At 57.6% G+C, this 20,136-nt stretch carries 16 protein-coding genes; 4 read left to right on the top strand and 12 right to left on the bottom strand.

From position 1 onward, the window contains the following. Nucleotides 1-449: 449 nt before the first annotated feature. A complete protein-coding gene (locus tag C7G41_RS30675) occupies nt 450-1,955 on the bottom strand; it encodes a multicopper oxidase family protein (RefSeq protein WP_106946028.1) in 1,506 nt (501 codons plus the stop codon). Between the two features lie 347 nt (nt 1,956-2,302). On the opposite strand from C7G41_RS30675, the gene rclC reads away from it, so the two are divergent. The 3 genes from rclC (at nt 2,303) to cydB (ending at nt 5,735) form a co-directional block, all read left to right on the top strand. Further along, the gene (rclC, locus tag C7G41_RS30670; protein ID WP_106946027.1) at nt 2,303-2,980 is read left to right on the top strand and encodes a reactive chlorine resistance membrane protein RclC; all 678 of its coding nucleotides are present in this window, start codon (nt 2,303-2,305) and stop codon (nt 2,978-2,980) included. 356 nt (nt 2,981-3,336) lie between these two features. Then, complete coding sequence (locus C7G41_RS30665) at nt 3,337-4,746, top strand: cytochrome ubiquinol oxidase subunit I (protein WP_106946071.1); 1,410 nt, start codon at nt 3,337-3,339, stop codon at nt 4,744-4,746. Between the two features lie 2 nt (nt 4,747-4,748). Further along, nucleotides 4,749-5,735 (top strand): cytochrome d ubiquinol oxidase subunit II, encoded by a 987-nt coding sequence (gene cydB, locus C7G41_RS30660; protein ID WP_106946026.1) that lies wholly within the window; start codon nt 4,749-4,751, stop codon nt 5,733-5,735. A gap of 256 nt (nt 5,736-5,991) precedes the next feature. Here the strand turns inward: cydB and C7G41_RS30655 are convergent, their stop codons facing one another. From C7G41_RS30655 to C7G41_RS30615, 10 genes are all read right to left on the bottom strand, one after another. Next, nucleotides 5,992-6,519, bottom strand: coding sequence for a molecular chaperone (locus tag C7G41_RS30655; protein WP_245446784.1), 528 nt, complete (start codon nt 6,517-6,519; stop codon nt 5,992-5,994). A gap of 118 nt (nt 6,520-6,637) precedes the next feature. After that, a complete protein-coding gene (locus tag C7G41_RS30650; RefSeq protein ID WP_245446782.1) occupies nt 6,638-7,219 on the bottom strand; it encodes a DUF3306 domain-containing protein in 582 nt (193 codons plus the stop codon). After that, nucleotides 7,212-7,718: a DUF3305 domain-containing protein gene (locus C7G41_RS30645; protein ID WP_106946024.1), complete on the bottom strand. Its 507-nt coding sequence runs from the start codon at nt 7,716-7,718 to the stop codon at nt 7,212-7,214. Before C7G41_RS30645 ends, C7G41_RS30650 begins: the two co-directional genes overlap by 8 nt. Next, on the bottom strand, nt 7,715-9,715 hold the full coding sequence (locus C7G41_RS30640) for a 4Fe-4S binding protein (RefSeq protein WP_106946023.1): 2,001 nt from the start codon (nt 9,713-9,715) through the stop codon (nt 7,715-7,717). Before C7G41_RS30640 ends, C7G41_RS30645 begins: the two co-directional genes overlap by 4 nt. 132 nt (nt 9,716-9,847) lie before the next feature. Beyond that, nucleotides 9,848-10,843: a formate dehydrogenase subunit gamma gene (locus tag C7G41_RS30635; protein ID WP_106946022.1), complete on the bottom strand. Its 996-nt coding sequence runs from the start codon at nt 10,841-10,843 to the stop codon at nt 9,848-9,850. 64 nt (nt 10,844-10,907) lie between these two features. Next, nucleotides 10,908-11,510: a formate dehydrogenase FDH3 subunit beta gene (gene fdh3B, locus C7G41_RS30630; protein WP_106946021.1), complete on the bottom strand. Its 603-nt coding sequence runs from the start codon at nt 11,508-11,510 to the stop codon at nt 10,908-10,910. A 12-nt stretch (nt 11,511-11,522) separates the two neighbouring features. Beyond that, entirely contained in the window at nt 11,523-14,474 is a 2,952-nt protein-coding gene (locus tag C7G41_RS30625) for a formate dehydrogenase subunit alpha (RefSeq protein WP_373681171.1), read from the bottom strand. A gap of 12 nt (nt 14,475-14,486) precedes the next feature. Next, a complete protein-coding gene (locus C7G41_RS37110) occupies nt 14,487-14,696 on the bottom strand; it encodes a hypothetical protein (protein WP_146159831.1) in 210 nt (69 codons plus the stop codon). A gap of 207 nt (nt 14,697-14,903) precedes the next feature. Then, nucleotides 14,904-16,130, bottom strand: a complete 1,227-nt coding sequence (locus C7G41_RS30620) for a cupin domain-containing protein (protein ID WP_106946019.1) — start codon at nt 16,128-16,130, stop codon at nt 14,904-14,906. A 298-nt stretch (nt 16,131-16,428) separates the two neighbouring features. After that, complete coding sequence (locus C7G41_RS30615) at nt 16,429-17,790, bottom strand: glycosyltransferase (protein WP_106946018.1); 1,362 nt, start codon at nt 17,788-17,790, stop codon at nt 16,429-16,431. Between the two features lie 459 nt (nt 17,791-18,249). Between C7G41_RS30615 and C7G41_RS30610 the strand changes: the two genes are divergently transcribed. Then, the gene (locus tag C7G41_RS30610) at nt 18,250-18,636 is read left to right on the top strand and encodes a class I adenylate-forming enzyme family protein (protein WP_106946017.1); all 387 of its coding nucleotides are present in this window, start codon (nt 18,250-18,252) and stop codon (nt 18,634-18,636) included. Nucleotides 18,637-18,840: 204 nt separating this feature from the next. Here the strand turns inward: C7G41_RS30610 and C7G41_RS30605 are convergent, their stop codons facing one another. Beyond that, nucleotides 18,841-20,022, bottom strand: a complete 1,182-nt coding sequence (locus tag C7G41_RS30605) for an MFS transporter (RefSeq protein WP_245446780.1) — start codon at nt 20,020-20,022, stop codon at nt 18,841-18,843. Between the last annotated feature and the right edge of the window lie 114 nt (nt 20,023-20,136).

The raw sequence follows: 20,136 nt of genomic DNA, 5'->3' as shown, positions 1-20,136 counted from the left end.
CACCAACCAGTGCGCGACAAAGCCGATGAGTCGTCGTCAGCGAGGTAGCGCGAAATACCTTGCTGCATGTGCGAGCACAACTGCAGAATTTTCATGTGGCAGGTGAAGTGCTTTCACTTCCACCGACAAAGCATATTTCGCATTCTCCGCGACTAACACTGCCTCGCTAGTCGAAGCTACTGGAAGCATGGCAATCAACCTAAGTCACTTAAGGAAGTTATGTGAGATTGGAATTCGTCACCGCTTATGTTGCTGCGCTTGTCGCTCTTATTGCGTCGATACTAATCGCTCTACCAGTGGCAATAGAAGTCGTTCGTTCCGTGGATCGGTTTCTGGGCTGGTGAGGCGGTGGCCATAGGTCGAGGCGCCTGCTTCCCTATCACGAGCTTGCAGGTCAGACCGCCGTCGATTTGAGAGTGCCCAGAACTGAGAGATAGGTGCAGCCGTGTTTAGGCGACGACTTCGATGACGCCCATCATTCCCTTGTCTTCGTGGTCGACTGCATGACAATGGTAAACGAACCGACCAACGATTACGGGGTCGGTGAACGGGATCACAACTTTGAGCACGCCAGGACGCTGATCAGTTGCAGGCGGCACCGAATAAGTGTCGCGCAGACCATCGTCACTTAACGAAACCTCGTTGATTTCCGTGACCAAAAAGGCCGTCTGGTGAATGTGGAAGCTGTGATACTGTTGATCCATGTTGACGACCGTCCACTCTTCCGTCTCGCCAAGTTTGACAGTCTGATCCGTGCGTGCCTCATTCACAGCGCGGTCGTCGATCAGGAATATCTTGCGGTCTGGGTTCCGCGAATAAGTCAGCGTCCGACGTCGCGCGATCGGCGCCGCGCGAACATCGTCAATCCATCGCGGCCCCATCACGCGCTGACGCACGACTTCATCCTCGATCGCCACGTTCGAAGACGAGCCACTGGAGCTGATGGTGGCCAGTTGCACTGACGGTTCTGGCGACCGCCAAGCCTCGTTCTGAAAAGGAATGGTTCGCACCGCGTAGTTGCCAGATGCCGGTCCAATAGCGATCGCATCAATCCGCTCCCCGGGGCCGATGAAGAACTCAGCCATCTTACGAGGCTGCGATAGCGCATGGCCGTCGGTGCCTACGACGAAGAGGGGCACGCCATCAAGCTGAAAGCGAAGGAATTTCGATGCTCCTATGTGCGCGATGCGCCAAAACTGCAGCTCGCCGGCCCGTATTTCGATTAGGGGATTGACCTGACTATTGATCGAAATGATCTCGCTTCCGTCGTCCAATTGGACTTGTTTGATCAGCATGATGCGTTCCGGCAATCCGCGCAGCAACGGGAAGATCTCGTCCATGCCGTCGACGACGAGAGCGCCAGACAGCCCACCGAGAATTTGCTGATTGACGAAACCATGAGCATGCGGGTGATACCAAAATAATCCGCGGCCTTGGCGTCCAGACGTTGGGATGTGAACCTGGTATCGGAAGGTCTCGCCGGGTTGAACGTGGACGAACACGTTGTCGCCGTTCGCCTGTGGCGACACGCTCATCCCATGGAAATGTAGATTTGAAGGAGTGCCAGCTCCGGCGCAAATAGGCCCGAGAGATTCGGTGCGATCCAGCCCCGATTCGAGGTTGTTGCGAAAGGTGATCTGCAGGGTGTCGCCCAGGCGTGCTCGTAACGTTGGCGGCACGTAAGCGCCATTGTATAGCAGCCCATTGAACTTGCGCTTTCCTAGATGCACCTGGCCTGGCGCTGCCGTCATCGCAAAATCTAGCAGGCCGTTAGTGCTACGCACTTCGGTCGGCTGGATGAGCGGCTCAGGCATATTGCCAAATTGCGAGCGGACGCCGGTCGCTTGCTTCGAAGCGCCGGTCGCTAGCAGTTTCCCGGCCCCGATCGTTCCGCCAACGACGATGCTGGCAGCCCTGATAAAGGAACGGCGATCTGGCGTTGAGAATACTCGCATTGTTTTGCTTCGTCGCACGGGAGCTTGTTCAGGAGACTCTACGTACAGCTGGAATTTCACGCGGCCGAGCTGCCCATAAGAATAGTCGATGTAACTGCCTTGCTCTACTGAGCAGCTGTCATCTGATCAGTGCAACACTTTCACTTCCACCATCGCTCCGAATTGCACAGCCTGCGGCTCGGCGGGTACGCCGCTGATGGACAGACAAGAGCCTAAAGATCAGCAGGTCTTTCAAGGCGTGTAAGAACAGATGCACTCGTTCCCAGAGGCACATAGGCAGACAGAGTTGGCGTAGGCCGCCGCCGATTAACGAGGTGGGGCTTAAACCAACAGAAAGGGCATGATCAATGAGACTCCACTTAGTATCTGGCGCGCAGAATGGGAGGCGTCGTCTAGCTCACTGGGTTGCCGGGCCCCGGTCCGAGCAGCTTGGCATCCAAGCAATGCGCATCGCGATCGCTATTGTATTTCTGTGGATCGGGGCGTTGAAGTTCGTCCCGTACGAAGCTGACAGCATCACACCATTTGTTGCCAATAACCCAGTGATGCGCCTGTTCTACAACCACCCAGCGGAATACAAGGCACATCTCACGCGAGAGGGTGAGCTTGTGCCGGCAGAGCGAGAATGGCAGACGAACAACAATACCTACGGATTTTCGCAAGGTCTCGGGATCGTGGAGGTGCTCATCGGCCTTCTCACGCTGATCGGGCTGTTTTCACCGCGTTACGGATTAGCGGGCGCCATGCTGTCCCTGCTCACTCCGCTGGTTACGTTGTCGTTCTTGATTACGACACCGGAGGCGTGGGTCGGAAATCTCGGCGACGCAAACTTCGGATTCCCGTTTCTTTCCGGGGCGGGTCGCCTGGTTATCAAGGATGTCCTGCTCTTCGCAGGTTCGTGGTTGGTCGTGGTCGATTGCGTGCGGGATTCGCTGCGCAATCGAAAGGCACGGTTCGCGGAGGCTATCCCGGAGTGCTACTTACGACCTGCTCCCTCACTCAAGAAGCTGGAGCCGAGGCGATAGTCGAGCTGCTCGCTCGGCGGAGAAGATCGTCGATCGAAAGCTCGATTGTGAGTGTCCGGAACTCGCGTGATTCCAATCATTCTTATTGGGAAATGAGCGCGTTTCCTTCCGTTCCTCTGCTCACGGAGAGAATACACATGGGCTGTCAAAAAGCAGAAGTACCAAGATGGCTTCCGACTGTCTTAGCAGATGCCGACGTACGTTGAAGTAGCACCCGGATCTGGTCGGATACTGGGGGTGGGGCGGCGGTTTATGTCCCCGTTTTGCCAGCCTGCGAGCTTTGATCGTGGTCGGCCCTCTTGCGTGCCTTTGCGCCAGTCAGACAAGACCTGATGATAACCGAAAGGACTTCGTCGATGGATCCGACTGCACTTCTCCTGTCCCGGTTGCAATTTGCCTTTACGATCTCGTTTCACATCATCTTCCCGGCCTTCACGATTGGCCTTGCGGCGTGGCTCACAGTACTCGAAGCAATGCACTTAAAGAGTGGCAGGCCCGTTTACCGGACCTTGTTTGAATTCTGGCTCAAAATCTTCGGCGTCGCCTTCGGAATGGGTGTCGTGTCGGGCGTAGTGATGGGATTTCAGTTCGGAACGAACTGGAGTGTGCTCTCCAGGATGTCTGGACCAATCCAGGGCCCCCTTCTTTCCTACGAGACATTTACGGCCTTCATGTTGGAGGCAGGGTTTTTCGGCATTCTCATGTTCGGACGGCCTCGCGTCTCGCCCTGGTTCTATCTGTTCTCCACCGCAATGGTGGCACTAGGAACCGCCATTTCTGCCTTCTGGATAATGGTGAACAATAGCTGGATGCAGGTGCCTACGGGATACGTCCTGCAGAATGGGCAGTTCGTGCCCGACGATTGGACGCAGATCATCTTCAATCGCGTTGTCTGGGTCAGATTCCCACATATGCTGCTCGCGTCCTACCTCACTGGTGCGTTCTGCGTGGCGGCAACCGGCGCATGGTATTTGTTGCGGCGGTGCTATCGGGCGGAGGCGCATGTCATGCTGCGCATGGGCCTTCTGCTCGCGGCTCTGATGCTTCCGATTCAGCTCTTTATCGGGCATCTCGTCGGCGACTACGTCCACGACTACCAGCCGGCCAAGTTCGCAGCGATCGAAGCGCGTTGGCATGATGAGGAGCCGGCCTCCGAAGTGCTGATCGCGATCCCCGACTCCAGCACGGAATCGAACAAATACGCGATATCGGTTCCGGTGCTCGGGAGCATCATCGGGAGCATGAGTTTGAGTTCGAAGGAGGTTGGCTTGACCAGCTTCGCGCCAAAGGACCGGCCACCGGTGCTGATCCCGTTCTTCGCATTCCGCATAATGGTGGGCTGCGGCCTTCTAATGCTGGCGCTGGCTTGGCTCGGGAGTTGGCTCGTCCTCAGAAATCGCCTCGAGCGGAGCCGGATGCTGCTTTGGGGGATCTTCCTCAGCTTTCCCTTGCCCTGGATCGCGATACTCACGGGCTGGTACACCGCAGAAGTGGGGCGCCAGCCTTGGACGATCTATGGCGTATTGCGGACAGCCGACTCTGGTACGCCGTTCCTCACCGCGTCGGCTGCGTTGACCTCTTTGATACTCTTCGTGGTGGTCTACGCCGTTATCTTCTCATTTGGCACGTATTACATCTATCGGCTAATGCGGGCGGGCCCCGAGGGCCTCGCAGAAGGCCCATCGCTCATGCCCGCTCCGAACCGACCGATGTCCCTTGCCGACCCGGTGCGCGTGGCGCGCACCTATGACAAAGCGGGACAGTAGACATGGTGATGTTCTGGGTTTCGCTCCTTGCCATCAGTATCCTTATCTACCTTCTTCTTGACGGATTTGACCTCGGTGTCGGGATGTTGTTTGGCCTGCCGAACGGTGAAACGAGCCGGAACACGATGCTGAACACGATCTCTCCAGTATGGGATGGCAATGAGACCTGGCTGGTGGTGGCCGGCGTGATCATGTGGAGTGCGTTTCCGGTGGTCTATTCCATGCTTTTATCCGCCTTTTATATCCCGGTCATCATCATGCTGCTGGGATTGATTCTGCGCGGCGTGGCGTTCGAATTTCGAGGCAGGGCATTACGCTCACGCTGGGTCTGGAGCGCGAGCTTCGTCCTCGGCTCGTCCGCTGCAAGCTTCATGCAGGGAGCAATGGTCGGAGCGTTGGTCGAAGGATTGAAATTCTCAAACGGAGACTACACCGGCGGAACGTTCGGATGGTTATCCCTATTTTCCCTACTGTGTGGATTAGGCCTCTGCTTCGGCTATGCCCTGCTTGGCGCCTGCTGGCTGGTCGGAAAGGGCGAGGGTGCGGTCCGCAATACGGCTCGTCGCCAAATCCCGGCGCTTGCAACTGCAGTCTTGGCGTTTCTGGCCGCCGTCTTTATCTACGCACTATCCGAGCACCTCGCGATTCTGCAACGATGGGTCGATCGGCCATATCTTCTGGTGTTTCCGCTAATCAGCGCGTTGGCGGCCGCGGTGCTGGCCAGGAGTGTACTGCATCACAACGATAACTGGCCGTTCCGCATGGTCGCATTGATCTTCGTGTCGGCGTTCGGAACATTTGCCCTGTCATTTTGGCCGTACATGATCCCATTTGTCGTCACGATCGACGAGGCCGCAGCTCCTCATTCAAGTCTCGCGTTCATGTTCTGGGGTGAGGGACTGTTCGTGTTCCCACTGATGCTTCTTTATGTCGCCATTGGTTATCGTGTTTTCCGCGGCAAAGCGACCTCTGGCCTCGATCACCATTGACGGTCCAGGCCGGTGTGATCGCCAGAAGCTGGATCGACCAACTCACAATGAGGGTGGTCGGGTTACACTCTTGCGCTCGGCTCGGCGAACGCTGTCGCGGCCGACTCCTGAACAAACATCAAAAGTGTCGCAGCAGATCCAAATGCAATAGTGGTCAACACTAGACACGCAATGACAAACGTTCGCATTTACCGGGCTCCTGGGTGCACCGTGATTGGTACAACCTGCTACAACGAAGATGTTTCGCCACACAATGTTACAATGCGAAAGCCTCTGCCTCGATCTCGATGAAAGTTCGGCCAAGCGTGCCGACGGACTTATAGAAGGGCGCGCAAGTTACATTCTCAAGGTCAACAAAGAAGCGGTTCAGCCATGAGCCAAGATGTTTGCTGAAAAACATTTGATCTGCGCCAGCAGGCGCTGAAATGCCACCGTCGATCAAAGCCGCCATGATCTCACAAAGAATGCCGACGTGATCCTCAGGTTCTATCCGCTCCAATCCCTTCTCGATGCCAAGGATCCCAAGCGTTTCGCGAAGCCGTGCCAACGGGCGCCCGTACAATGTGTTGGCTAGGTAATGCGATGCATAAGGCAGCAGAGCGCCATCGCTAACTCCGGCAAATAAAGACGAGTATTCGTCGGCAGTGCTTATCGCGGTTGATCTCACAGCAGATTCCGCCAAAGCCATATGTGCTTGACCAAGCGGGGTGGTACCGCCGGGTAGACAAGCAAGATTGGCCAGAAGCTGCGCGCACGGACTGCGGGTTAGCAAGGTTGCCAACAAGGCATACTCCCGGGCTCGAGCTATGTCGACCTCTTCGACAGTGCGCCTCGGTGAGATCTCATGTACCATCCTCTTCAACTCCCCGACGCTATGCGCCGCTTGGTCCAAAGAATGTGTTTCAGGTGGGCAGCGCGCCGCCATGACGTGGCCGGCTCGCGGCCCTATCGCTTGTCTGTCCCGCAGGTGTTCCTTTGACGCCGACGACCGATGAGGCGTCTGCGTTGCGCTCCAGTGAAATTGTTTGAGCTCTCGCGCTCTCGGAGAAAGGATCGACAACTGCGGAGCCCTCAGAAGGAGCAGACGACGAAGGTCCTCGAGACGCTATGTAGCTAAGCACATCAACGCTGCTCTCCAGCGGCGCCAGGGCTCCAAACCCCGGAACTCCAGTTGGGTTGTTAAAATCCCATTGATTCTCGGCGATCCCGATGAAATCCCGAATGGCGGGATCGCTCGTCCAGGCCCGGCGCAGAGCCAGGCGCGTCAGATCTGCGGGTACTCCCGACCGCAAAAATGCGGTGACGTCCGTTTCAGCCACTATCGATTCGATGGGCGGTAGGCTCGTCGTGTCGAACGGCATTTCCGCGCGGTCCGGCACAACAGCCGGACCGGTTTCAGACAAATCATAAGGGCGCTCTTCTGAAGATCTGGCAGTCTGTTTCAACCGTGCCCAGCGCAGAAATAAACTTTCCCGCTCACTCACCGGCTTCTCCGTGGGTCCAATTACGACGAATTGTGCTCTGTTGACTGCGCGCCCGTTTGACGAAAGGACGCTCGACATAATGCTCAGCGACGAAACGGTGGACAATCTCCGCGATTTCTGATGGCATCGAAACGGCCTCGACCAGATTGCTGCCGGCGTCCGTAAAGGCTTCGCCCTCAGCCGGATCGACTGTAACTGCCCGTAATTCGTATGGCGGTTCGGAGGCGATCGGGCGCATATTCACCCACACGCTCGGCCTACCCGAAAGAAGATTGTCGCGATAATTGTTGGCTTCGGTGCGGTGCAATTCGACGATCGCCTCGCCTGCATAGAACAATGACACGTCGTCGCCACCGCCGAGCCAAGTCCAGGGATTAGCGGCGGGCCTTCCACCGAACACCAACACGGGTCGCCACAAGGTATCGGCCCAGGCGCTCTTTGCTTTGCGTCGCTCGACCACGACGCCAATCGGGATGTGCGCCAACGCAGTTGATATCATTTCTCACCTCCGCTCCGATCCTGATCAACCACCGATTTCTGACTCGGTTTGCGGAAGTAATCATCCGTCGTACGCATGGTAGGCTTGCCGGCATTGAAGGGCTCGGTGATCTCTTCAGCCAGAAATGCGACACGGCAATCTCCGCACATCCTGATCGCGTCAAGCCTACGGGAGGAACCTGCGTACATCCAATGCTTGCCATCCAGCTTTGCGATGATGCGATCAATGCTGCTTTTGACTCCAAACGGTTTGCTGCAGCGAATACAGCAAGACGGCTCTTCTTCTTTAAGGATCTGGGATGGCGTCCTCGCGGTCTCAAAATTGATGCGCGGCACCAGTTTGATGACGTGCTCCGGGCAAGTCGCTTGGCACAAGCCGCATTGTACGCAGGCATCCTCGACAAATCGCAATACAGGCCTTTCAGGATCGTCTCGCAAAGCGCTCGTGGGGCAGGCGGAGACACAGGACAGGCAAAGGGTGCAGCCTGCAGTATCGACTTCGACAGCACCCACGGGGGACCCGGGAGGGAGCGGAACGATGCCCACCGGAGCGGGAGCCGAACGGTGCAGTGCGCCAAGCGAAAAACGGAGCACGTCCCGTTTCTTCCCGACTGCTCGAAAGCCCGCCGGCTGCGCCGACGGCGCCAGAGGCGGAATTGCGCGTAGATTTTGCAGCAGGAGATCGGGGTCATCCGTTTCAATGGTCGCGACCCGGTCCGCACCGAAGCCAAGTCCAGAGAGGATTGAATCTGCAAGTATCAGTGTTTGTGCCAATCCGGAGATGTCATGACGCGGTTTCGCCCGGAGCAGAAGCCGCAACGTCGATGCGCCGTAGGCAAAGGCCGCTGCGATCGTCTCGAGACCGATTTGCGTTGTCTCGTTCAGTGCGAACGGCAGCACGTTGGCCGGCAACCCATCACCGCAGCGTGATAGTGCCTCGATGAGCGGTGCTCCATGAGCCGCATCGTGCACGAGCAAGATAGCGCGCTCACCTCCAGCTGCTCGGTAGGCCATCATCATTGCGCGCATTCGAAGCACAAGCGCTTCCTCTGACGGAAGCGCATAGGATACCGCGCCGGTAGGACAGGCAGCGGCGCACTGGCCGCAGCCAGCACAGATGTTTGCGTTGATCTCTACGTGATCTCCGGAGGGAGTGATTGCCCCCGCCGGACAGAGGTTGAGACATCGGGTGCAGCCAGTGCGCTGCGAACGCGAATGAGCGCATAGCTTGGGTTCGAAATTGACGTAGCGAGGCTTCTGGAAGGTTCCGGTGAGGTCGCGAGCCTTCATCACGGCTTGCAGAATCGATGCTGGGCTATCGGGATCATGGTGCAGGTAGCCATCACGGAGACCAGACTCCGCAAACAACGGTCGCCCGCCTGTCAGATCAAGAATAATGTCGCAGGCAGAACGGGCGCCATTCCGAGATGGTCCGAATGTCAAAGTCCCGCGCGACCAGGGCGCGGCCTCCGCGAAATCGTCGACCGTTACCTCGAACGCGCCAAAATGTCCGGTAGCACCCGTCACCCGGCCTTTCGCTATCGGAAAGACCGCACTGTACGGGGTAGTGATGGCGGCTGGTGACGAGATCAGTACCGTGACATCTAGGTGATTTTTCAGCAGATTGCCGGCCTCGATCGCCTTTTCGTCGCAACCAGAGATGAGAATGACGCCGCGACTTTCGAGTTCGACCCAAGGCGCTGCCGGCGCAGGCTCTGCGGCGGCAGCCAGCAATGCGGCCATCTTCGGGCCGGCCCGATTGGCTTCGCTGGACCACCCGGCAGTTTCCCGGATATCCGCAAACTGTATCGGAGTCTTCCGACCGAGTTCCGCAGCGACGTCGGAGAATAGCGCTGCTTTCAGGGTGCAGCCGACTGTCAGCGGGCGATCTTCGGAAGCGATTTCTCTGAAGCGATCGATATCGGCGCCGCAAAGCTGATTGACCGCTGTCATAGGCTGAGGGCAGCCGCTGCGAATCGCATCAACATCAAGCGGCATCGTGTGCTCACACGAGCAAATCAGAGCTTGCCTGGTGGGATCAAATGTTGGGCTCAAGATCGTCGATTGCCTCCAGCGAGAGCAGCATCGTGAGTCCGTAAGGATAGTTTGACGGGAGTGTGATCCATCGCATCACTCGGCTGGTGTCGCGGCAGAATGTCGCTCGTCCTCAAGGCTTTCGGCTAACCAGCGATCATGATGCTCGCGCGCCCAGTTGAGATCGACCTTCCCGGTACCCATGGCTTCAAATGCGCCCTCCATCCCTATCGTGCCGATATAGATGTGGGCGAGAATGAGAGCCACAAACAACATTGCGATGACCGCGTGGACCACGTGCGCGATCTGCATGTCAGCAATGGTGGTGCCGTAAAAAGGAAACAGGAGCACAAGTCCGGACGCAGAAATAAAAAGGCCAGCGGCGACCGACAACCAGTAGACCATCTTTTCACCGGGATTGAATCGTCCGGCCGGTGCATGCTTGGATTTGATAAATCCGCCACCCTGCCTGATCCATTCGAGGTCGACCCGTTGCGGCAGATTGTGCCGAAAAAAGATCACCGCGATCAGGGCCACGCCCGTCATAAAAGCGAAACTGACAAAGTTATGGAGGTATTTCGCAATCTGTGAGATCTCGGAAAACGTCTCAGGACCGACTATCGGCAGCAGCAGGATTTTGCCGAAGGTGATGTTCAAGCCAGTCAGAGCAAGGACGACGAAGGAGGTCGCCGTCAACCAGTGCGAGAAACGCTCGAATGCGATAAAACGTATGATTTTCTGGCCTGAGCGCCCTGCTGAAATGCGAAGTGGTCCGACTACCAGGTAAGCTACGATCAACATTGCCAGCGTTCCGAGGAGCATGATGGCGCCGCCCCAATGCAAAAGGACTTCATGGAAATAGTCCCAGGTTCGTCCTGCTGGCTGAATGAGGACGCTCGCCTTGACATCCGGAATATCGATGCGGCCCTCGATACGGGGCGCCTGCTCGAGCAGCGTGCGCTGGTTCACGACGCTGGCGTCCGGGTTTGGAGCACCGTCCGTACCGAGCTTTTGTGCCAGGCTGGGCGCTTCACCGACCCCAAGCACCAACAGCGCGAAGATCACTAAGCTATTGCGGACTAGAACAAACATGATGCTAACCTGTGCCGATCGTCCTATCGAGACTTACGTAACGGCGGCCAATTGCGCTGGCTGCTCAGGGTTTGGTGTCCTCGTGATAGGCGGTCTCCCAGCCCCATGCTCCTGACCCGTAGCCGCGGGTGCGGACCCGTTCTCCATACAGTTGTGCGATGATGTCTCCATCTCCAGCCAGTAGAGATTTTGTCGAGCACATTTCGGCGCATAGTGGCAATTTGCCTTCGGCAAAACGGTTCGAGCCGTACTTCGCGTATTCCGCGGCGCTGCCGGGCTCCTCAGTTCCCCCGCCACCGGCACAATAAGTGCATTTGTCCATCTTTCCGCGCGTTCCGAAATTGCCGACTTGCGGATACTGCGGCGCGCCAAACGGACAGGCATAAAAGCAATAACCACAGCCGATGCACAGATCCTTGTTGTGGAGAACGACGCCATCTTCGGTCGGGTAGATGCATTGGACGGGGCACACCGCCGCGCACGGCGGGTCGGTGCAATGCATGCACGCCATTGAGACCGATCGCTCGCCGGGCTTGCCATCATTGATAGTGACAACGCGGCGACGATTGATACCCCAGGGCACTTCATTCTCATTCTTGCAAGCTGTAACGCAGGCATTGCAGTCGATGCATCGTTCCGCGTCACACAGGAATTTCATTCGTGACATCGCGCGTTCCTTTCAAGCAGCCTTGATCTGGCAGAGCGTAGCCTTCGGCTCCTGCATGCCGGTTGCGGGGTCATAGCCATAGGTCGTCAGCGCGTTCACGCTCTCGCCCAGCACGATCGGGTCGCTGCCGCTCGGATACTTTGCTCTCAGATCAGCGCCTTCGAACCAGCCCGCGAAGTGATACGGCATCCAAGCAACGCCCTTGCCGACCCGTTCGGTCACGAGCGCCTTCATTTTGGCCCGCGAGCCACTTTCCGGGCCGGTTACCCACACCCAGCCCCCGTCTTTGATGCCGCGTTCGGCCGCATCGACGGTGTTTATTTCTACGAACATGTGCTGCTTCAATTCGGCAAGCCATTTATTGGAACGGGTTTCTTCGCCGCCGCCTTCGTATTCGACCAGCCGGCCCGAACTAAGAATTAGCGGAAACTGCATCGAGATGCCGCGATCGACGACCGCTCTCTGCACGGAGAAGCCAATATTTGGTACGCGAAACTGCTTGGCGTCGGGCAATGTCGGATAGTCGGCGACGAGGTCCGGCCGAGGAGTGTAGATGGGTTCGCGGTGCACAGGAATCGGATCGGGAAGGTTCCAGGCCATCATGCGAGCCTTGGCGTTGCCGTAGGGCGAGCACCCGTGTTCGATAGCCACCCGCTGAATGCCACCAGAGAGGTCCGTCGCCCAAGACACTGAATCCGGTCTGGTGGGACTGACGCGCAGTATTGCTTGCAGTTCATGCGGCGTGAGATCCTTGTCCCAGCCAAGCTTCTTCAACACGCCCAGCGTGAACTCCGGATAGCCATCCTTGATCTCCGAACCAGCGGAGTAGGAGCCCTCGGCAAGAAGGTTGTCGTGATCCTCACGCTCGACCTCCTGCCCATTCTCCAGCACCTTGCGCTTGACAATCCGCTCCACTCCAAATCTGGCTCGAAAGGTCCCACCACCCTCTTTGACGGGAAGATTGGTGTTGTAGAGGATGGGCGTTCCCGGATGCTTGAACTCCGGCGTTCCCCAACACGGCCATGGGAGTCCGTAATAGTCGCCTCCGACCTCAGGATCATCCTTCGGTGCTCGCATCGTGACCAAATCGAACTTGGCCTGATTTTTCATATGAGCTTTGAGCCGCTCCGGAGATTGGCCGCAATAGCCGGTCGACCAGCCGCCCCGGTTGATCTCGCGAAGGATATCCTCAGCCGACACGGATCCCGTCTCGACTTTGATGTTCTTGAACATCAAGTCAGCAAAGCCAAACTTGACGGCTAGCATATACATGATGTCGTAATCGTTCTTTGACTCAAAAACCGGATCGACGATCTTCTCACCCCATTGGAGTGAGCGATTCGACGCGGTCCGTGAGCCCTCCATCTCGAAGCTGGTGCACGTCGGCAGGAGATAGATGCCGTTCTTGCGTTTGGAAAGCACTGACCACGCAGTCGGATACGGATCGCACACCACCAAAAGCTCAAGCTTTTCGATCCCGCGTATCGCCTCCGGCATTCGGGTGATCGTATTGACGCCATGGCCCATGATGAACATGGCTTGGACCGGGCTGGGCTGATCGATCTGATCTTTGGGCAACAAGGTGGCGTCGAACCAGCGCGTGCTTGGAATTCCAGGCGTTTCCATCAACGTCTTGCTTGGGAAGCGAGATGTCATCCATTCGTAGTCAACATCCCACACCCGGCACCAATGCCGCCAAGCCTCATCAGATAACCCGTAGTAGAGCGGGAGCGATGTGACATCGAGGCCGAGATCGGTCGCGCCCTGCACGTTGGTATGACCACGAAAGATGTTCGCACCGGCGCCCGGCTGACCGACATTCCCGGTGGCGAGCAGCAGAAGACAACTTGCACGCACGTTGGCGGTGCCGGTTGTGAACTGTGTCTGCCCCATCGCCCAGATCAAGGTTGCAGGCTTCTGCTTGGCAAACAGCTCGGCGATATGCTTGACTTGGGCCTCGGGAAGGCCGGTGACACGTTCGACCTCTTTCGGCGGCCACTTCTTTGCTTCCTCACGGATTTCGTCGACGCCGTGTACACGTTGAGCAAGGAATTCTGAGTCTTCCCAACCGTTTTGGAAGATGTGCCACAGCATGCCGTAGATTGTGGGGATGTGAGTGCCGGGCCGGACCCTTACATATTCAGTCGCATGAGCAGCTGTCCGCGTCATGCGGGGGTCTACTACGATCATGTTGGCGCGGTTGAGCTCCTTCCCTTCCAATATATGTTGCAGAGAGACGGGATGAGCCTCGGCGGGATTGCCACCCATGACTAAAATAGTCTTTGAGTTGCGGATGTCGTTATAGCTATTTGTCATCGCGCCGTAGCCCCAGGTATTGGCTACGCCGGTGACGGTGGTAGAGTGACAAATGCGCGCCTGATGGTCCGAATTATTCGTTCCCCAGAACGCGGCCAGCTTGCGGTTGAGATAAGCGGCTTCGTTGGTGAATTTGGCCGACCCAAGCCAGTAAACTGAATCGGGCCCAGACCGCTCTCGGATGTCCAGTAACTTGTCCCCGATTTCACTGATTGCCGTTTGCCAGGAGATCCGGGTCCACTGACCATCCACGAGCTTGACAGGATAGCGCAAGCGGCGCTGGCTTAAGACGTCATCGCGGACTGCGGCTCCCTTGCAGCAATGTGAGCCGCGGTTGATCGGGCTATCATAATCGGGCTCCTGTCCGATCCAGACCCCGTTCGAAACCTTTGCGATCACCGAGCATCCAACGGAACAGTGCGTGCAAATATTCTTGCGGGTCGTAACAGGCGCGCCCGGCGCCGGGGGTGTGCCTGCCTGTGCCTTGCGGATATTCGTTAGCGGTAGCGTGCCAAGTGTGGCCAATGCTCCGACAGCTACACCTGAGCCTCGTAGAAAAGCTCGGCGCTCCAACTCTGAGCGGGACAGTGACGTCTCACCGTGTTCAATCGGTTTGCCAGAACGTCCTTCTGCTGCTTTCATCAACACAAGAGCGACCCCTCATCGAGCAGGATAGCTGTTAACACGATAGAAGTTGCGAACCTCTGGGGAATTCGCTTGATAGCGAGCCCTGCGTTTGTCTTTCGGATCTTTGAGGCTTGCAGATGCCGACACCGGCACCTGCGATCCGATCAGTGTTGAGCTAACCCCGACGATGCCGAAGCGAAGCAGATCGCGTCTAAGTAAGGTCTTCCTCGTTTTGTCGTTCATTACTTTCGCTCCGAGCTCGCCGGGGGATGATAGCTGACGCGCCAATCGACCTCACCTCGGATAAGCTGCTTTCAGCGGTGTTCTTTCGTAAATGCACGGAAACCTCGAGGCCTTACTCTAAGGGTCTGCTAGCGGTACTCTGCTTGAGCGACAGCGCAGTGATCGACCGTAAACCGGCGACAGGCGATGCGGCGGAGTCCAGAGACACTATTCAGGTACTACTAGCGCCTTCGTCTTCCGCAGCCCGTCCATCACCTCTTTCGGCAGGTTAAGATGCGCATCAACCAGCTCTGGAGGGGTCGACGCCATCCAAGTGTCCAAAGAAACATCAACGAAGTAGCGGCTCTTGAATGTTTCAAGAAAGCGAAATGGACCGGGTCCTGTATTCTCGAGATAGTGACCCATCGCGGCCGGAACGTAACCCACGTCGCCCGCCGTAAGATCGAACGTGCGAGCCTGCCCCTGGCCGGCGAATACGCCCATGCGCGCCTGACCTTCTATAACGTAGAGCCATTCGTCGCCATTTGGATGCCAGTGGAGCTCCCGCATTGCACCTGGATTCACTTCTACGAGTGCGGCGGCGGTCGTCGTGTTGATCGGAAAAAGGCGAGAATCGTTGATGCGCACCGTGCCACCCTTCGTTCGGGTGGGCTCCTGCGCCATCAGTCGCCAAGTGTAGCTTGTCTCTACAGGGGTTGCGCCACGGATACTATCGGAGCTTAATGGGCCCGGCAAAGGTGCCGGGAAAATATAGCGGTCGCTTTCCTCAGGGGTGTGACCAAACAGCGAAGCTGACACTCCAAAATTTTTGCCAAGCACTTCGTTCGGTATATGTTTGAACCAGTCATTGATCATGAACGTGTTGTCTTCATCGAAGTCGCCGTCATCGAATACCAAAAGAAACTCGCAGCCGTCCGGCCCGAGTCCTTGGATCGAGTGCGGCGTCCCGGAAGGGAAAAACCAAAGATCACCAGCACCCACGTCATCGACAAAATATCGGCCGTCGGGATCGACGGCGGTGATCCGGGCAGTTCCATGGAGCATGTAGGCCCACTCGGAAGCTTTATGCCAATGCAGCTCGCGGACCCCGCCGGCATTCAAGCGCATGTTAACACCTGCAAGTGCCGTTGCGATGCCCAGCTCACGTCGCGTCACTTGGCGCGTCCAGCCACCTGTCTCCAGGCGCATATGAGCATCGGAGAATGAGAAGCGCAGGTTGGGCAGGGAGCCATGATCCGTCGAAGGTGGCACAAGGATGTCAGGGTTCTGTTGATCCCGCGCCAAATTGCGCGGCCCAGGATCTGAACCGCCCCGACCCGGTCGTTGTGGCTGAGGAACAGCCCCGCCAGATTGCGCCTGTGCGAGCGCAGTTGTTGTTAGAAGGCCGCCGGCAGCGGTCGCAGCAAGCATTTGACGACGCGAGAGTGGGTCCATGAGCGGTGTTTCCAGTGGTGCGACATGAGGAACATCATCAGTCCAGACTTGCATCGGACTCCAATGATCGCGCAGTCCGTGCAACCGTTCGCAAAACTCGTGACTGCGATCGTCAAATGCTCTGTCGTTTCGAACTTCAGCGGAAGTGAAACCATTTCAGTCGCGAGATGCGCTTGCTGCATCCGTGCGCAACCAAAAGGCTAGTCCCGAGACCTGCTCACACCGAGGAGTAGGCTCAATGGAATGTCGACCCCCGGCCCGCGCGGTTACGAACTGGTCGAACCGCGCGGGCCAACGATCATACTTCCGGAGCGGCTGGCAAGAAGGTCGGTGGCGTTGACTGCTGCTGCGCCAAAATCGCTGCCGCCTCTGGACCCTCAGCCACTTGCCTCGAAAACCGGTTGATATCGCGGACGATCTCGTCTCGGGTGTTGGTCATCCGGAACTCTTCAGACATCAGCAAGGCGCGGCGGCCATATCTGTCGGTGTCGAGAACAGCGTGGACAGCATCGCGCAGGGCCTCAGGGGTCGGCGTATTTGTCTTCAGATCAATCCCGACCTCCGACCATCCTACGCGCATATTCACATCGGCCTTGTCTTCAGTGAGCCCGGCGCACACCAATGGAATGCCAAAGCTCATGGCTTGGTTGACGCTGCCATAGCCACCGTTCGTGACGAAAACGTCCGTCCTGGGGAGGATCCACTCAAATGGAAGATAGCTGGCTAGGCGCGCATTGGCCGGGATCGGTCCTGGGATAGCCTCCACCGGCCGTCCACCAGCTGTGACGACAACGAGGAGGTCAGGCTGGTCAGCTAGCGCAGCCAGGGTTGGCATGATCAGGAGATTGAAATCGTGATTTGCGACGGTTCCTTGAGTGACAAGCACAACCTTGCGCTTGCCGTCCAAGTCTGCTGCCCACGGCGGAAGCGGTACCTGGTTTGGTATGATGGGCAGAGTCCCAATGAACTTCACGGAGCCGGGTAACGCCCGAGGAAATTCGAAACTCGGCACAGTAAGCTGCCAGTAGACGTCGGCGAGCCTCACCATCGCTTCAAATGGCGGATTTGCAAGCGGGCCCAGGCGGAGACGTTCCAGGCATCCGTTCAAACGCTGCGCAAGCGGTTGGTGGACGATCCTGTCGTGTTCCTGAATGATCGCGACATGTTGGGTCGGGCTGGCTGCGGGCGGCAAGCCGAGAAAATCCGGCGCTCCATCTTCCCGGGGCCAATGCAGTATGGAGGTGCCAAAGCACAGGACGGGTGGTCGAATTGATCGAGGCTTAAGGAGCGTCGGCAACAACCCAAGGAAACAATCGTCCCCAATGAGAACGTCCGCCGGCACATCCGTTAGCACTTGTTCTAATCCTTGGTGCTGCGCTGGAATGTGGTCGACGAACAATCGTTCGAGAATGACGCGAAGCAGCTCCAACCCGGGAGGCAGCGTCTTGAATTCGGGATATTTCGCAAAGGGATCGACAACGTCCTGATCTGCGCTTGCTGGAATCGGGCGGAACGTCGCTCCAATCGCCTCGACGCGCTGTTGAAACGCCCGTCCAGTGAATGCAAGCACTTGGTGGCCCTCGGCTAAGAGAATTCGCGCAAGCCCAAGCATCGGATTGACATGCCCCGGCGCTGGCGTTGTGGCGATAACGATTTTCATTGATCCTGTTCTCCGGCCGCCCAAGACGAGCGGCTACTCCGGTTTGACTGCAGCCGACTGACTGCATTGAGAGATTTCTCTGCGCCCATTGCAGTTCGATGTCGGATCGCTGTGATCGCGCTACGTTCGTCATCATCATGCGGCTTGAGGTAGCAATGCGGAAATCTGTCCAGCACATGATGAAGCCGCGTCACGGGCTGTGCTGGTCATGCCCGGATCATTGCACGGATGTGCGAGGGCCGCGATCGATAGCCAGGCGGCCCATGAGCATTCGGCAGATCCAAAACGCACAAGCGCCAATACTCGTGGCCTAAAGACGCAGCTTAACTGCAGCTCTTGAATAACGAAGCTGCAGGAAGGTCACTGGGTCTCAGGTCTCAAATGGAGATAGATCTACATGAAGAGCGATGATTTCGGCGGCTCTGCGACGAGCAGGGTTTTGGAGTACAGGAAACGAAAATGGCGCGTTTGATAGAATTTACGAGCGTGGCACGTCTTGCGAACCGCAATGCGGATGTAATCGTTCGTGCAGGCCTCGACATCTCCCTGGCGGAGGTCGAAAGCGCCTTGCTCACGCATCCAATGGTGAAGGATGCGGCGGCGTTTGGTGCGCCGGATCCGGTGCTAGGACAACGTGTGGCGGCCGTTGTCGTGCTGAAACAAGAAGATGACGATGCCATAATCGATGAGATCTTGGCGGCAGCGAGGGTGCATCTGCCTGAACACAAACTTCCAGATTTGCTGACCGCTATTGACGCTGTTCCCCGCGATCCCTTCGGGAACATCGATCGTCAAGCCTTGGCAGAGACTATTCTCGGAGTTCCGAGTCACAGGAATTGTGATTGAGGAAGCAGCGTACGGATCAACGAGGATGTTTGCCATATGCGTCCCTGTGCATCCGTTCTGGTTCGAGAGTAGGTATGCCGGCGAAGACTACGATCTTCGCTTTGGAGCAGCTCAGTCCAAACCGGGCGATTCTCCGCCGCAAAACGCGTGAGGTTTGCAGACTGCTTGGAATTGCCAAGTCCAGTGAGTGGTGCGATGCCCGCGTCAGAGTGTGCCTTCTACCCGTTGTCGCTGAGAGAGTTGACGTACGATCAGCACGGCGAGGAGAGCGGCCACGCCGAAGAGCGCTGCGACCCGGCCGAGGTACACAACGGCGCCGTCCGCGACAACCATGGCCCCAATTGCTGCTCCGGTAGCGCTGCCCAAATAGATCGCCGATGAGTTTAGTGACAGACTGACGGATGCCAACGTCGGCGCGAGAGCAACCAGCCTTGCCTGCTGTGCAGTCATTGTCGCCCAGCTGGCTGCACCCCAAACAAGCACCGCAGGCAGAAGTACGAAGACGGCTTTACTCGACGCGAGCCCGGGAGCGAGCGAGAGTACAGCGTAGGCGAGCAGTGTCAGACTGCATCCAACCAAAACTGTAACGCCTGCCCCCCACCTGTCAGTGCTGGCGCCGCCAAGCCATGCCCCGATCGCACTGGCAACTCCGAACGCCAAGAATACCATGACAAGGCCGGTAGCGCCAATACCCGCGACCGCTACCAGGAAGACGCTAAGATAGGTGTACATCGTAAAGGTGCTCGCCACCGTCAATACGCTCGTCGCCAACACGGCCAGCATATCGGGCCGCTTGGCGAGCGCGAAGCGTTCGGCAAGAGTCGGGATGGTGCCCGGCTGCAGGCGCGGCATTCGGGTTAAGATCCCGAGCAGGGAAACGATCGCCATCCCCGCCACGCTTGCGAAGGTGGCACGCCAACCAAATCTTGCTCCGATCAGCACGCCCAGCGGGACCCCAGCGATGATCGCCAGCGTCAGCCCGTTTGTGACGACAGAGAGGGCGCGGCCGCGTCGCTCGCTGCCTCCAACGGCAGCCGCATATCCGCTGGCGGCAGGCATGAAGCTGGCTGCTGAGAATGCGAGTGCTAGGCGAGCCAGCAGCAGCCCGATGTAATTCGGTGTCATTGCAGCGAACGCATTTGCGAGGCCAAAACATAGCATTGCAGCGACGAGAAGGCTTCGGCGCTCGAGCGAGGCGGTCAGCACTGCGATGACCGGCGCTCCCAATGCGTAAGCGCACGAGAACACCGTAACGAGATGACCTGCAGCCGGCAGACCGACGTTCAAGTCCCGTGCGAGATCGGGGAGCAATCCCGCGATCATGAACCCCTCGGTGCCGATGGAAAAAGCGCCGAGCGTCAGCCAAAGAAGGTTAGTGTGGGGCACTTAGATGTCCGTCGAAGGGATTTTGTTGAGAGGCTGCCAAAAGCTGGGGAGATTGCTGGAGCGTCCCGGAGCCGCAAGGCGTGGCCAGGTAAATTGTTCGCGGGCAGCGGCTCC

The organism is Bradyrhizobium sp. MOS002, assembly GCF_003020115.1.
GTDB lineage: Bacteria > Pseudomonadota > Alphaproteobacteria > Rhizobiales > Xanthobacteraceae > Bradyrhizobium.
This window is presented reverse-complemented; position numbering and strand designations above follow the sequence as displayed.